Raw genomic sequence first — 14,228 nt, 5'->3', positions numbered from 1 at the left:
CGGGTTCGACGATAGGCTCTATTTTTACTATCTTAAGCATTGAACGTCAACGCGGCGCCGGTAAGGTGCCCGCATTGCGCTAGAAGCGGGGTTCAGATGACGGCTGCGGCGGTGGATCTATCCGATCTTGCCTTGTGGCGCAATGGTTTTCCCGACGAGCTGTTCGCCGAATTGCGACGCTCCCGCCCGCTGTTCCGGCACGAGATGACCCCGGGTGTCACTCAGCTCTTTTCCAAGACCGTCCACCGTGAATTCTGGGTGGCCACCAAGCATCGGCACGCGGTGCGCCTGCATCGTGATACGGATTCCTTCACCGCGGTCGACGGCCCGCTCATCCAGCCGGTCGGGATGTTCTCGTCGTACCCGACGATCATCAACATGGACCCCCCGGATCTGAACAAGCGCCGCAAGCTGATATCCAACGCGTTCAACCCGCGCGCGATCGCCAAACTCGAGGACGGCATCCGGGCGCGCGCCGCGCGGATGATCGACCGCCTACTCGCCGAGGGCGGCGGCGATTGGATCGAGGACGTCGCCGACGCGCTGCCGATGACGGTCATCGGCGACATCATCGGCATACCGGAAGAAGACCGGCCGCGGATCTTCGATTGCCTGGACAGCATCCTGAAAGCCAATGCGCCCGGGGCGCGGCCGACCTTTCAGGACTACACCGATCTCTACGCCACCATCTTCGGGTACGCGATGGAACTCACCGCGGAGAAGCGGCGCCGTCCCACCGATGACATCTGGAGCACACTGGCCTCCGCCGTGATCACCGGCGAGGACGGCGAGGAATTCAGCTTGCCCGCCAACGAACTCGAGTTCTTTTTCTTCGTGCTGACATTCGCCGGCAGCGACACCACCAAGAACGCGTTGGCGATTGGGCTGCAGGCGTTCGTCGAGAACCCCGAGCAGATCGAGCGGTACCGCGCGCGGGAGGAGCTGCGGCCGAGCGCCGTCGAGGAGGTATTGCGTTGGGCGTCACCGGTTGCCTACTGGACGCGCACCGCCAAGGTCGACGTCGAGATGGACGGCCAGCACATCGCGAAGGGCGAGCGGGTGGTGTCCATGCTGCGCTCGGCCAACCGCGACGAGGAGGTGTTCCCCTCCCCGTTCACGTTCGACATCGCGCGTCAGCCCAACCCGCATGTGGCATTCGGAGGCGGCGGACCGCATCACTGCCTGGGCGCCATGCTGGCGCGCGCCGAACTACGCGCGGTCTTCGACGAACTGCTGCTGCGCTGCGACGACATCGCCCTCGGTCCGGCCAAGGTGGCCTATCCGAATCTGCTCACCAACATGTCGATCTATGACGAGATGGCGATTTCGCTGGGAGAGCGGCGGTAACTCAATAGGGCGCCGGCGCGTCGCCGAACGCGGCGAACACGGCCAACGGGTCCAGGTAGTCGCGCCAGTGCACGATCTTGCGGTCCTTGACCGCGATCACCGAGATGAAGCGGTTGACGTAGGGCGCACCGGTGCGCACCACAGTGCCGTGCATGGTGTACTCGAGAATCACCACCGACTTCTCCGGGTCGTAATAGCGGTACACGTCGCTGCTGCCGCTCTGGACGATCGACTCCCCGTAGTCGGCGTACAGCTCGGCCAGCGCCTCGCGGCCGACGATGCGGCGCGGGTAATCCGGGACGGTGATGACGTACTCGACCACCACATCCTCGGCGTGCATGTCGAAGAAGTCGGTCCCGTCGACCAACCCCGTCAGGGCGTCAGCGACGACCTCGAAGTAGGGGCGCATCGCGGCGTACCTGGACATGTCCCTCGGCGGCATGCCCGCACTCTACGGTGCGCCGCCGACATGGTGGCGCCCGTCAGTCGATCAGCCGTAGCGCGGCCTTGGGGCACTGGTCCACCGCGGCGCGCACATCGATCTCCAGCCGCGGCGGCACCGGACCGTCCGCGATCTGCACCACGTCCTCGTCTCCCAGTTCGAACACCTCCGGGGCGAGCGATTCGCAAAAGCCGTTGGCCTCACACAGGTTCTCGTCGACCGTAACGCGCATCAGGCGACCTCCTCACTGTTATCTTTTGAGGCCCGCCGGGCGGGTCCCGATCACTTTGTCGCTGGCCAGGTTTGCCAGCTCGTCGTCGGTCAGTCCACACAGATCGCGCAGTACCTGCCCATTGTGCTCGCCTAGCCGCGGCGGCGGGCGTAGCAGCCACTTGTCCTGGCCGGCCAGCTTCGCGAACGGCGGGCACGGATACAGGCCCGGCCCGGTGCTCGGATGGTTCAGGGCCTCCAGGAATCCCCGGTCGCGTAGTTGGGGGTTCTCGGTCACCAACGACGGCGACACGACCGGCGCGGCGGGAACGCCCGCGCCGGCCAACCGCTCCACCGTCGGTTCCAGCGCTTGCGCGGCGAACCAATCCCGCAGCCGGCGATCGATGTCGTCGGCGCGCTCCCGCCGCCCCGCCACGGTCGCCAGGCCCTCGTCGCACCAGGCGGGACGATCCATCGCGTCCACCAGGGCTTGCCACTGCCGGTCGTCGCGCACCGTGAGCGCGATCCAGTCATCGTCACCGGCGCACCGATAGATGTTCTGGATCGCCTCCCCGTGACCACGATTGCCGCGCCGACCCAGCGTCACCCCGAACACCTCGGCTTCGATCGCCTGTATCGCGGTGGCGTTGAGCACCGTTTCCAACATCGGCAGCTCGAGCAGCTGGCCGGTGCCGGTGCGTTCGGCGAAGTTCAGCGCGGCCAGCACGGCGAACGCGGCGTGCACGCCGGCCAGCGGATCGCACGCTCCGCGCGGCGTCACCGGTGGCGTGTCCGGCAACCCGGTCACCCAGGCCAGGCCCGCGATCTGCTCCATGGTCGGGGCGAATCCGACGCGTTCACGCCACGGACCGTCCAGGCCGAACGCCGGCATCCGGGCGACGACGAGTTTCGGGTTGACCTCCAGCAGCACGTCTGCGGTCAGGCCGAACTGGTCCATCACCCGCGGTGAGAAGTTCTCGATCACCACGTCGGCGCCGGTGACCAAATCCAGAAACACCGCGCGTCCGCGAGCCGAGCCCAAATCCAGTGTGACGGAACGCTTGTTGGTGTTCATCGCGTGGAACACCCAGCCGTACTCCCACCAGTCGTCCACATCGGTGCGCATCCCGCCCGAGTAGCGAATGCCGTCGGGTCGCTGGATGGACTCCACCTTGACGACGTCGGCGCCGAACGCGGCGAGCAGGTGGGTCGCGGCCGGCCCGGCCCAGAACGCCGTCAGGTCGACGATGCGCAGGCCCTCCAGCGGCAGACCCCGCGAAGTGGGCACCGGATCGGATTCGCTTCTCGCCCAAGCTGGTTCGTCGTTGGCCTCACCCGGCGCGGGGGTGGCGCCCAGCGCCGCGGGCGCGCACGCCGCCATCAGCCACGGCGGGCGCGGCTGGTGAAAGCCGGCCGGGTTGTGCGTGTACACCCCGCGCTCCCGCGCGTACTCCATGTCGCGGATGGTGGAGCCGTTGCCCAGCGCCGCGATCGGCAACCGGAAGAGCTGACCGAGTTCGACGATCTCCGCCACGGTGCGTTCGGCCAGCCACGGGCCGATGTGTTCGCGGATCAGGTCGCGGTAGGCCCACCGCCCGATCTGAAACCGCAGCTGTTCGATCTCCTCCAGCTGTGGGCACTCGACCATCGCGCAGAAGTCGAGCCATTGCTGCCCGGTGACCATGGTGATGCCGACGTAGCCGTCCTTGGCCGGTTCGATCGAGGGCACCTCCAGCGTGCGGCGGACGGGCGGAACTCGCAGCAGCTGAGAATGCAACCATTCGCTGCTCTGCATCGCGGTCATCGCCTCGAGCATCGACAGGTCGAGATGCTCGCCCGGGCCGCCACGCTCGACTCGGCGACGCAGCGCCAGCGCGCCGAACGCCGCGTAGACGCCGCCCATGTACTCCCCCAGGTCGCCGCCGATCGCGATCGGTGGCCCGGCGGGGTCGCCGCGAAAGCCGGGCGAGCCGGCCCAAGCCTGCAACGTGAATTCGCTCGCGGCGCGCTCGGCGTAGGGTCCGGTCCAACCGAAGTCGGAGATCGTGACGACGATCGCGCGCGGGGAATCGCCCAACAGCCGCTGTGGGTCGATGCCCAGCGCCGCGGCCCGTGACCGGCCCGCGGTGACCACCACGACGTCGGCGCCGGCCAGCTCGGCGCGATAGCGTTCGGAGTCCGCGGCGACGGTCAGGCTGCGCTTGCCGGCATTGAGGTAGCCGAAAAATGGGGCTGCCTGGCCCTCCGGGACGGGCGAACAGCTGGCGGAGTACCGCCGCAACCAATCCCCTTGCGGCGGTTCGATTGTGCGCACCTCCGCCCCGGCGTCGACGAGCAGCTTGCCGCAGTAGTCGCCGGCGATCCGGTCGCTGATCTCGACGACACGCAATCCGTCGAGCGGTGTCGGCCGGCTGTCGGGCTCGCGCCTCACGCGGCTATTTATACCATTACTGCTAAAATAGCTAAGCCAGTCGAGCACGCGCGAGGATTGGATGACCGCCCTGGGAATTGGCCAAGACGCCCGTCGCCGACTGTCGGCGCCGCGGATCGCCGAAATCGTAGCCGACGAGTTACGCCGTCAGATCATCGACGGTGAGCTCGCCGACGGCGACCTGCTGCCGCGCCAGGAGGTGCTCGTCGAGCAGTTCAACGTCAGCCTGGTCTCCCTGCGCGAGGCGCTGCGGATCCTAGAGACCGAGGGCCTGGTCTCGGTGCGGCGGGGCAACCGCGGCGGCGCGGTGGTGCACGCGCCCGCCAAGACCAGCGCGGCCTACATGCTCGGCCTGTTGCTGCAGAGCGAGTCTGTCCAGGTGGCCGACCTCGGCTTCGCGCTGCGGGAACTCGAGCCCGCCTGCGCCGCACTGGCCGCCCAACGCCCCGACCGGGCGGACACGCTGGTGCCGGAACTCAAGCGGGTCAACGACTCGATGGCGGAAAACCTCGACGACGGGCGGCTCTTCACCGAAATCGGCCGTGAATTCCACGATCTCGTGGTCCGTGGCTGCGGAAATCACACCATCATCGCGGTGGTCGGCAGCCTGGAGACGCTGTGGACCAGCCACGAGCAGCAGTGGGCCGACGAAAGCTCGGCGCGCGGCACCTACCCCTCGCTGACACAGCGCCGCGCCGTGCTCGCCACCCACATCAAGCTGACCGACACCATCGCCGAGGGTGACGTCGACCGCGCCCGCCGCATCGCGGGCCGCCACCTCGCCGACGCGCAGACCTACGTGCTGTCGGGCAGGCCGGATCAACGCATCTACGCGCTGTCGCCGCAGGCTCTTTCACGTTCGGGGTCGCGCCCGCGGGACGTCCGGCGCACCTGACGTCGATGCGAACGGCACTAGTCACCGGCGGCAGCGGCGGGATCGGGAAGGGATGCGCCCGCAAGCTCAGCGAGCTCGGCTACGACGTGGTGCTTTCGGCGCGGCGCGAGGCCCCGCTCCGCGCGGCCGCCGAGGAACTCAGCGCCCGCCACATCGTCGCCGACGCGTCCGATCCCGACGGGTTCGCTTCTGCCATAAGCGGTTTGGAGCGGATCGACCTCGTCGTGCACGCGGCCGGCACCCTCGGCGGAACGTACGCGCGCAAGCAGACATTCGACCAGTGGCGGACCATCATCTCGGCCAACCTGGATTCCTGCTTCGTGGTCACGGCCGCCACTTTGCCCCGGATGCGCGCGGGCTCACGGTTCGTGTTCATCTCGTCGTCGGCGGCGCATGAGCCGATGATGGCCCGCACCGCCTACTCCGCGTCGAAAGCCGGCATGAATGCGTTCGCCCGCGCCCTGGCGCTCGAGGTGGACCGTGACGGGATCGCCGTGCACATCGTGACGCCCGGCCCGGTGGAAACCGAGATGCTGCAGGACGTTCCCTTCGAGATGTACGCGATCCAGGTGTCCGACGTCGCCGAGGCGGTCGCCTGGCTGGACACCGTCGACCCGTCGGTCGACCTGCCGGAGATCCGGCTCTCGGCCGTGCAGCGCGGTCCGTTCGCGCGGCCGCCGGTCGTGCCTACGGAAGCCCGCCGCCGGCGCCAGCGAACCCCTTGATCACCGACTCGCCGAACTCGCGCAGGGATTCCGGGGCGGCGAAATCGGCGAACCACACGTAGAACCGCTCGACGCCCTGGGCGGCCAGACCGCCGAAGTGCGCGATCAGCTCGTCGGCAGCACCACAGACCAGTCCCGAACCGAGGTTGCCGAATCGCCGGGTGCTCACCTCGCGCACCTTGTCCGGGTCGCTGCCTGTCCGGACAAATCCCACCATCTGCTGCATCGACACGCGCGCCGTGCCTGCGGCCGGGGCCAGCTCGGGCAATTTGTCGAGGTGGTTGGCCGGCAGATTCCACCAATCCGCGTATTTACGAACGAGTTCCATCATCCGGGGTCCGGTGCCGCCCAGCAGCAGCGGTATCGGATGGGACCTGCGCGGGACTTGCACGGCCTCCCCCGGCGCGTCGCCCCAGTACTGCCGGATCAGCTCGATGTGGCGCCCGAGTTGTGCCACCCTGGCCTTCGGATCCTGCTCACCCACATCGAATCTGGTGAACTCGGCGGGCCAGGAGCCCGCGCCGAGGCCGAGGTCGAATCTGCCGTTCGACGCGTCCGAGAGGGTGACGGCTTGTTTGGCCAGCATGGCGGGATGCCGGAACGCGTCGCAGAGCACCAGGTGGCCGATCCGCAGCCGCTCCGTCCTGGCCGCGACCCAGGTGGCGATGCCCATTGCCTCCCATATGGTTTCGTCGGGCAGCCCGGGCGCCTCGAGGTGATCGATGAACGCCACCCCGTCGAAACCGGCGGCCTCGGCATGAAGCGTCCGCTCTGTGATGTCGGCGGCCGACAACCGTACTTGGGGCAGGAACAGATACCACTCGACCATGTGCCCACCTATGCTCGCGCCGATTGCAACAGCGGCGCTAGTTTACTATTTTTATTATGTTAGGGGTCTTATGGATGTCGGACTGACTTCGGAGCAGCTGTCGCTGCGCGACACCGTGCGCGGCATCCTGCGCACCGAGTGTCCGCCGGATGCCGCCCGCCAGGCGATGGTAGATCCCGAGCGCTGGCGTGCCCCGTGGAAGACGGTCGTCGACCTCGGTTGGACGGAGCTCGCGGCCCCTGAAGCAATCGACTACGGACCCGTCGAGCTGGCAGTCGTCCTCGAGGAATGCGGCGCCGCGATCGCGCCGATCCCGTTGCTCAGCAGCGTCGGGCTGGCCGCGGGCGCCTTACGGGCCAGCGGCCTCGACTCGGTGCTCGCCGACGTCGCCGGCGGCGCCGTCGCGACCCTGGCGGTCCACTCGAAAGGGTCTCGGCTACCCGGCGCACCGATGACGTTGCGCGGGGGACGGCTGCGCGGGCGGGCGGTCGCGGTCCCCAATCTGTCGCGCGCGGAGCTGCTCGTCACGCTGGCCCACGCGGACAACGAGGTCATGGCGGTCGTCGCGCGCTGCGGTGACGGGGTGACCGTGCTGGCGGGCGAGTCGACGGACCCGGCGCAACCGGTGGCCGACGTCGAGGTCGACGCCGAGCCGGTGGCCGCCGCGCCGGTGGAGCTCGAATCGGCGCTGGCCGCGCCTCTGGTTGCCGCGGCCGCCGACCTGGTCGGCGTGGCCAGCGCCGCCCTGCACCGCGCGGTCGAGCACGCGAAGACGCGGCGGCAGTTCGGCACGCCGATCGGTGCGTTCCAGGGCATCAAACACGCGCTGGCCGACAACCACGTCGGCGTGGAGCGGGCGCGCAGCCTCACCTACTCGGCGGCGGCCCGGCTGGCCGATCCGGACCCGGGTGACGCCTGGACCGTCGCCGCGCTGGCCAAGGCGGCGGCCGGCGAAGCGGCGGTCAATTGCGCGCGGACCGCGGTGCAGGTACACGGTGCCCTCGGGCAGACCTGGGAACACGACATCCACCTTTACGTCCGGCACGCCTGGCAGGGCGCGGCGATGCTGGGTGACAGCCGCGCGCTCTACCACGAGGTGGGCCGCCGGTTCGCGGGGTGCAGCGGATGACCGCCGTGGAATCCATAGTCGACGAATTCGGCTCGTGGCTCACGGAATTCCTGCCGAAGGACTACTACGAGAACTACCGCGAATACCGCTGGGACCTGCCGCTGCGGCGTGACTATCAGCGGGCGTCCTTCGAGGCCGGCTGGATCCAGCCGACCTGGCCCCGCGAGCACGGTGGCCGCTCGCTCGGCCTGCGCGACGCGATGGAGGTTCGGATCGAGGCGGCGCTGCGATCCGCGCCCAAGCTGCCCAACATTCAGGGTCCCGGCGTCGCCGCGCCCGGTATCCGCCAGTTCGGCACGCCCGCCCAGGTCGACCGGCTCCTGGTTCCCCTGCTGCGAGGCGACGAGTGGTGGGCACTGGGCATGTCCGAGCCGGAAGCGGGGTCCGATTTCGCCGGGCTGCGCACGCGGGCCGAGCGTGACGGGGACATCTTCCGGGTCAACGGTCACAAGATCTGGACGACCCACGCACACCTGTCGCGCTGGTGCACCCTGTATGTGCGCACCGACCCCGAGGCGCCGAAGCATCGCGGCATCTCGTGTCTGATCCTCGACCTGCAATCGCCCGGGGTGCGGATCGAGCCGATCCGCATGGCCTCGATTTCCGACGAGACGTTCTGCGAGGTCTTCCTCGACGACGTCGAGGTTCCTGCGGAAAACCTGCTCGGGCCGCTCAACGGCGGCTGGAACGTCGCGTTGTCGTCGCTGCACCACGAGCGCCAGATGATCTGGATCATGAACTGGGTCGAGATCAAGCGCGGACTCGATGCGGTGCGCGGGGCCCGTCCGACCGACGACATCTGCGCCGAGCTCGGGTCGCTGCTGGCCGATGCCGAGGCGCTGCGCGCCACCGGATACCGGGCCCTGGGCAACGAACTGGCGGGCCGGCCAAGCCCCGAGGCCGACATCATGAAGCTGCTCGGATCGGTTACCTTGCAACGCGTTTGGGAACTGGCCGCCGTCGCCAAGGGACAGGATTGGGTCAGCGATTCGGATCTGCTGTTCGAACGTCAGGACGCGCTGGCCGCCACCATCTACGGCGGAACGTCGGAAGTGCAGCGCAACATCATCGCCGAGCGGCTGCTCGGACTGCCGAAGGGATGACTCGGATGGATTACGACCTCGGCGAGGACGCCGGACAACTCCGAAATCATCTGCGGGAGTTGATCGCCAACCACATCCCCGCCGACTTCCTCGGCGCCTGCACCGAAAACCCGCAAGATCTCGCCACCACCGAGACGTTCTGCAAGCTGTTGGCCACCGAGGGGCTGCTGGCGCTGGCGTGGCCGAAAGAGCATGGCGGCGGCGGTGGTTCGGTCTGGCAGCAGACCGTGCTGCGCGAGGAGATGTGGGCCCAGCACGAGCCCCGCGGCCCGCAGTATATGGGGATCAACTGGGTCGGCCCGGCGCTGATGCGTTACGGCACGGACGAACAAAAGGCCAAGCACCTGTCGGCCATCGCGTCCGGCGATGTGATCTGGTGCCAAGGCTTTTCCGAGCCCGAGGCCGGAACCGACCTCGTCTCGCTGCGCACCCGCGCGGTGCCGGACGGGGACGGGTGGCGCATCACCGGCCAGAAGGTGTGGACCTCGTACGCCCAGATGGCGTCCTGGTGCGTGCTGGCGGCCTGCACCGATCCCGACGCGCCAAAGGCCAAGCGGCTCACCCTGTTCCTGATACCCATGGACCGGCCCGGGTTCACCGTTCGGCCGATCCCGTCGATGCTGGGACCGCATCACCTCAACGAGATGTTCCTCGATGACGTGCAGGCGTTCCCCGGTGACGTCCTCGGCGAGGTCGGCGACGGCTGGCGGGTGATGCGGGAAGCGCTGGCGTTCGAGCGGGTCGGCATCGCGCGCTACGCGCGGTGCGAGTCCCTGCTCGACCGGCTGCAGAAACAACTCGGCGACGGCTGGGACGCGCTGCCCGAATCGATTCGCGCCCGCTGGGCTCGGGCGCTGGTCGACCTGCGGGTGGCCAGGCTGCTGGCATATCGGGCCATCTCACTGCAGGACGACCCGTCGGCGGGGGCGGCGGCCAGTGCCGCCCGCATCGCCACCACCACGTGCGATCAGCAGGTCGCCGAGCTGCTGTTCGACGTGCTGGGCCCGTTCGCGCTGGACAGCGGCTCGTCGGCGCCCCTGCACGGGGCCATCGAAGACCATTGGCGCTACGCACAGGCCGCCACCGTGGCATCGGGCACCATCGAGGTGCAGCGAATGCTGGTGGCACGCGACGTTCTGGGAGGCCATCGGTGAAAACCGAACTGCCACAAGATATCAGCGACTTCGCCGCCGTCGCCACCAAGCGGCTCGCCCGGGTGGGCGGCCCACCGGCGGCGCTGCGCGCCGAGGCCGACGACAGCGTGCGCGACGCGGCACGCAGCGCCCTGACCGACGTCGGCGCGTTCGAACTCGACGTACGGTCGGAGGCCGACGACTTGCTTGCCGCCGCGGTGCTCTGCCAGGCCGCCGGCGCAAACGCGCTGCCCTACCCCGTCGTGGAGGAGCTACTGGCGATCGACGGCGCCCGACTGACCCTGGTCAATCCCGAAGCGCCGCGCATCGATCACGGCGACCTGCCCGGTGACTGGATCGCCGCCGACCTGGACGGCGCTCGGTACCACCCGCAACCGGGCGTGCGGACGAACGCCAAGCTGGGGCCGTTTCTGGTGCCCGCCACCTTAAGCGCACCCGACGGAACCGTCCCGGCCGGCGACGTTAACCTTCATCTCGTGCTGGGATCATGGCGGATTCTGGGAGCCCTGCAGCAATCGCTGCACATCGTCACCGAACACGTGCGCGCGCGGGTCCAGTTCGGCCAGCCGCTGGCCGATTTCCAGGCCGTCAGGTTCGCGGTCGCCGACGCCGCCGTCGGGGTGCGCGGCCTGCACGAACTCGCCAAGTACACCATCTGCCGGCCGGAATCCCTGCCTGTGCAGGTGCATTCGGCCGACGCGCTGGTATTGCGATACAAGGCCGCCGACACCGCGCGGCAGGTGCTGCGGACCTCGCATCAACTGCTCGGCGCCCTGGGCTTCTGCGACGAGTCCGACGTCAGCGTGCTCGACCGGCACACCCAACCGCTGATCCGGTTGCCGTTGAGCGCCGAGGCGCTCGCGCTGCGCTTGATACCCGACGTCCGGGACGGCCACCTGGAGACGCTGTTCAGCGGGCCGGTATCGGCGTGAGCCGCGCCGGCGACGATGCAGAGCGCAGCGATGAGGAGGAGCGGCGCGCATGAGCACCGAGCAAGTCGCGTCCGAGGCGGGCCCCAATCCGCTGGAGGAAGGGATCCCGTTCGGCGCCAAGCTTCAGCAGCTCGCCGAGGAACGCCCCGACGACAAGGCGGTGACGGTCGTCGCGCTCGACGGCACCGCGAGCACGCTGACCTTCGGTGAACTCGACGCCCGCGCCAACCAGTGGGGTCGCGCGCTGGCGGCCGGCGGCGCGGGGGTCGGCTCCCTTGTGGCGCTGGCGATCCCGAACTCCCAGCACCTGATGCTCGCCGCGCTGGGGTGCTGGAAGATCGGCGCGGTTCCCGTGCCCATGCACTGGGACCTGCCCGAGTGGGAGCGAGACCGGGTGCGCGAGGTCATCGACCCCGCGGTCGTCGTCGACGAAAAAACCCGCTGGGAGCTGGACGCGCGGGCGGCCGCCGAGCCGGAAACCCCGCTGCCCCCAGTCGTTTCCCCCAACGCCAACGGCATCTGCAGCAGCGGCTCGACCGGTGTGCCGAAGGTGATCCTCAGCCTGGCACCCTCGCTGTGGACGCCGCAGCACGGCGAGCCGTTCCTGTCGAACTGGACGCCGGTGGCGCAGCCGCAGACGATCATGGTGCCCGCGCCGATGTATCACACCAACGGCTTCGCCACGTTCTTTTTCCTGTTGGCCGGTGACCACTTGGTGGTGCTCGAAAAGTTCGACGCGGCACTCGTTTTGGATCTGATCGAACGCTTCCGGGTCACAAACTTCACGGCGACGCCCACGATGCTGGCGCGCATCGCCGCGCGGCCCGACGTCCGGCAGCGCGACCTGTCCAGCGTCGTCTTCGTTTTGCAGGGCGCCGCGGTGATGCCGCCGTCGCTCATGCATACCTGGTTCGAGCTGCTGAGCCCGGAGCAGATCGTGACGGCGTACGGAATGACCGAGAACCTGGGACTCACCGCGCTGCGTGGCGACGAGTGGCTCGCGCATCCGGGCAGCGTCGGACGCGGCTTTCGGGACACCGAGATCCGGATTCTCGACGCCGGAAGGATACCGCTGGGCCCCGGTGAACACGGCGAGGTCTACCTGCGGTCACCGATGGCCGCGGGCTCGCGGTACCTGGGCGGGGCGGCGCCCCTGCCGACGACCGAGGACGGCTTCCGTTCCGCCGGCGACATCGGGTATCTCGACGAGGACGGCTACCTGTACATCGTCGATCGCCGGGTGGACATGATCATCACCGGCGGCGCCAATGTCTTTCCGGCGGAGGTGGAGTCGGCCCTCGCGGGCCACCCGGGCATCGCCGACGTCGTCGTCATCGGGCTTTCCGACCCGCAGTGGGGGCGCCGCGTGCACGCGGTGGTTCAGCCGGCCGACGGCGTGCGCCTCACCGAGGAAGAGGTGATCGAGTACGCGAAAGGCCGGCTCGCCCATTACAAGGCGCCCAAGACCGTCGAGTTCGTCGACGCGATCCCCCGCACCGCGGCCACCAAGGTCAATCGCTCGGCGATGATCGAGTCCCGCGGCGGCTAGGTCCTGGCGTGGCTGCTAGCCGGGGCTGTCAGCGGGGCACATGTACTTGTCCGGAAACCTCACACACCCCGGCGGCGGCGGTTGATCGGGGCGATTACCGGCGACACCGTTCGGCACGACATGCAACCACCCGCGGTCCTGGCACAGGAACGAGTCCCCACCCCAACCACCCGGCCGGACGGTGCCGTTGACGCACGGGTCCGCGTGCGCCACCGCCGGAACGCTGACGAACACCGAGACGATCACGAAACAGACCGCGACGACGACCGCTTTCATAACACGTTGATGCTAGTCCGATGACGGCATTTCAGCGCCGAATGCTTAACCGCCGGCTTTGACGACCGCGCCTTAAGCATCAAAAATTGTCGTCCCGAAACCGCTGGGGCTGTAGGAGATGTAGATCGGATACTTGTAGAAGGGGAGAATCCCGGTATTGAAGTTGAAGGTTGGCTCAACCGTCGGTGCGTCGGCCGTCATGAACGTTTCCTGGTATAGCTCCGTCCCGCTGCCGGTGTAGACGGTAAGAGTTGTTCCCAATGGCACGGGATCGCCGGCCGTACTCCCGGGGACGAGGTATTGCGGGATCACCCCGAGTTGACCGCCGGCATCGATAGCCGAGGGATACACAGTCTGGGGAGCGCCGGGCGTCCCGCCTGGCGGCGTGATCTGTAGGACCAGGGTGGCGGTCGGCGCTCCGGACACGGAAGTAACGGCCGGAAGCGGGTTGGGACCGAACTCCAGCGTCCCCCCGGGGGCGAACATGGGGTCGTTTACCAACACTCCTTGACCGAGGTTGCCCGGCAACGCTTGCACGGTGCTGGTGGGGAAATGGCCAACGTTTACCCCGACACCCATAACAGCAGGTATGTCTGACAGGGGAACGGTGTATTGGCCACTACTGTCCGTGCGGAACGCGGAGGTGACGACGGCGACGGTGGTCGGCCCAGTGACGATTCCGTTCCCGAAATTCACCGTTGTCGTATACGTGGTGTATTCCTCGGTCAAGACTGACGCGCTGCTGTCGCCGTAATGGGCGGTACCCGAGGGGCCCGGCGTGCCAAGGTTCGCAAGGTTGACGTCTTGAAGTGGGACCGTGAGACCTCTCGATCCGGTATCCACCAGCACCGGCACATTCGGCCCGCCGCCTATCGACGGGTTTATGTAGAAGCCGATGTGGGCGGGGCCATCCGTCATGTACTGCAGCGGGATCGTAGGCGCCGGACCGGCGGTGCCGGCCGCGCCCGGTACGCCGCCCAGCAAACCGCCGGAGCCGCTGGCACCGCCAACACCGCCAACCCCGCCGCTGCCGCCGAGGCCGCCGTTGCCCCATAGGCCGCCACCACCTCCGGCTCCGCCCGAGGCCCCTTCCCCACCGACCCCACCCATGCCGCCGATACCCAACAGGTTGACGTTCCCACCGGCACCGCCGGCGCCGCCTGGACCTCCGGCACCTCCGGCCCCGCCGACACCGGCCAGCAATCC

The 14,228-nt window shown here is 68.4% G+C and carries 14 protein-coding genes; 8 read left to right on the top strand and 6 right to left on the bottom strand.

The features are described from left to right. Positions 1–39: 39 nt before the first annotated feature. Positions 40–1,347: a cytochrome P450 gene (locus A5706_RS22375; protein ID WP_369831942.1), complete on the top strand. Its 1,308-nt coding sequence runs from the start codon at positions 40–42 to the stop codon at positions 1,345–1,347. 1 nt (position 1,348) lies between these two features. Here A5706_RS22375 and A5706_RS22370 read toward each other — a convergent pair whose 3' ends face one another. Genes A5706_RS22370 through A5706_RS22360 form a run of 3 tightly spaced genes read right to left on the bottom strand, consistent with a single transcriptional unit; the run spans position 1,349 to position 4,430 of the window. Then, a complete protein-coding gene (locus tag A5706_RS22370) occupies positions 1,349–1,789 on the bottom strand; it encodes a nuclear transport factor 2 family protein (protein ID WP_068135437.1) in 441 nt (146 codons plus the stop codon). 40 nt (positions 1,790–1,829) lie between these two features. After that, positions 1,830–2,021 (bottom strand): ferredoxin, encoded by a 192-nt coding sequence (locus tag A5706_RS22365; RefSeq protein WP_046185638.1) that lies wholly within the window; start codon positions 2,019–2,021, stop codon positions 1,830–1,832. Between the two features lie 18 nt (positions 2,022–2,039). Further along, the gene (locus A5706_RS22360) at positions 2,040–4,430 is read right to left on the bottom strand and encodes a CoA transferase (protein ID WP_068135434.1); all 2,391 of its coding nucleotides are present in this window, start codon (positions 4,428–4,430) and stop codon (positions 2,040–2,042) included. Between the two features lie 61 nt (positions 4,431–4,491). Between A5706_RS22360 and A5706_RS22355 the strand changes: the two genes are divergently transcribed. Then, the gene (locus A5706_RS22355; protein WP_068135432.1) at positions 4,492–5,325 is read left to right on the top strand and encodes a FadR/GntR family transcriptional regulator; all 834 of its coding nucleotides are present in this window, start codon (positions 4,492–4,494) and stop codon (positions 5,323–5,325) included. 5 nt (positions 5,326–5,330) lie between these two features. Next, positions 5,331–6,050, top strand: a complete 720-nt coding sequence (locus A5706_RS22350) for an SDR family oxidoreductase (RefSeq protein WP_068135429.1) — start codon at positions 5,331–5,333, stop codon at positions 6,048–6,050. Here A5706_RS22350 and A5706_RS22345 read toward each other — a convergent pair. Continuing rightward, a complete protein-coding gene (locus tag A5706_RS22345; protein ID WP_068135426.1) occupies positions 6,013–6,879 on the bottom strand; it encodes an LLM class flavin-dependent oxidoreductase in 867 nt (288 codons plus the stop codon). The two genes, A5706_RS22350 and A5706_RS22345, sit on opposite strands and share 38 nt — an antisense overlap. Positions 6,880–6,949: 70 nt before the next feature. Between A5706_RS22345 and A5706_RS22340 the strand changes: the two genes are divergently transcribed. The 5 genes from A5706_RS22340 to A5706_RS22320 are packed head-to-tail and all read left to right on the top strand — an operon-like array spanning position 6,950 to position 12,746. Next, entirely contained in the window at positions 6,950–8,008 is a 1,059-nt protein-coding gene (locus tag A5706_RS22340) for an acyl-CoA dehydrogenase family protein (protein WP_068135423.1), read from the top strand. Then, positions 8,005–9,111 carry an acyl-CoA dehydrogenase family protein gene (locus A5706_RS22335; protein WP_068135607.1) on the top strand — a complete coding sequence of 369 codons (1,107 nt, stop codon included), beginning with the start codon at positions 8,005–8,007 and terminating at the stop codon, positions 9,109–9,111. Before A5706_RS22340 ends, A5706_RS22335 begins: the two co-directional genes overlap by 4 nt. Next, entirely contained in the window at positions 9,108–10,265 is a 1,158-nt protein-coding gene (locus A5706_RS22330) for an acyl-CoA dehydrogenase family protein (RefSeq protein ID WP_197517939.1), read from the top strand. Before A5706_RS22335 ends, A5706_RS22330 begins: the two co-directional genes overlap by 4 nt. Continuing rightward, the gene (locus A5706_RS22325) at positions 10,262–11,197 is read left to right on the top strand and encodes an acyl-CoA dehydrogenase family protein (protein WP_068135420.1); all 936 of its coding nucleotides are present in this window, start codon (positions 10,262–10,264) and stop codon (positions 11,195–11,197) included. Before A5706_RS22330 ends, A5706_RS22325 begins: the two co-directional genes overlap by 4 nt. Positions 11,198–11,246: 49 nt before the next feature. Then, complete coding sequence (locus A5706_RS22320; protein WP_068135416.1) at positions 11,247–12,746, top strand: class I adenylate-forming enzyme family protein; 1,500 nt, start codon at positions 11,247–11,249, stop codon at positions 12,744–12,746. A gap of 15 nt (positions 12,747–12,761) precedes the next feature. On the opposite strand, the gene A5706_RS22315 is transcribed toward A5706_RS22320, so the two are convergent. Beyond that, positions 12,762–13,022: a hypothetical protein gene (locus A5706_RS22315; protein ID WP_068135414.1), complete on the bottom strand. Its 261-nt coding sequence runs from the start codon at positions 13,020–13,022 to the stop codon at positions 12,762–12,764. Positions 13,023–13,094: 72 nt separating this feature from the next. Then, positions 13,095–14,228, bottom strand: a 1,134-nt coding sequence (locus A5706_RS33790; RefSeq protein ID WP_304528406.1) for a PecA family PE domain-processing aspartic protease, incomplete at its 5' end; no start/stop codon positions are given.

The organism is Mycobacterium sp. E796 (genome assembly GCF_001672815.1).
Lineage (GTDB): Bacteria > Actinomycetota > Actinomycetes > Mycobacteriales > Mycobacteriaceae > Mycobacterium.
This window is presented reverse-complemented; position numbering and strand designations above follow the sequence as displayed.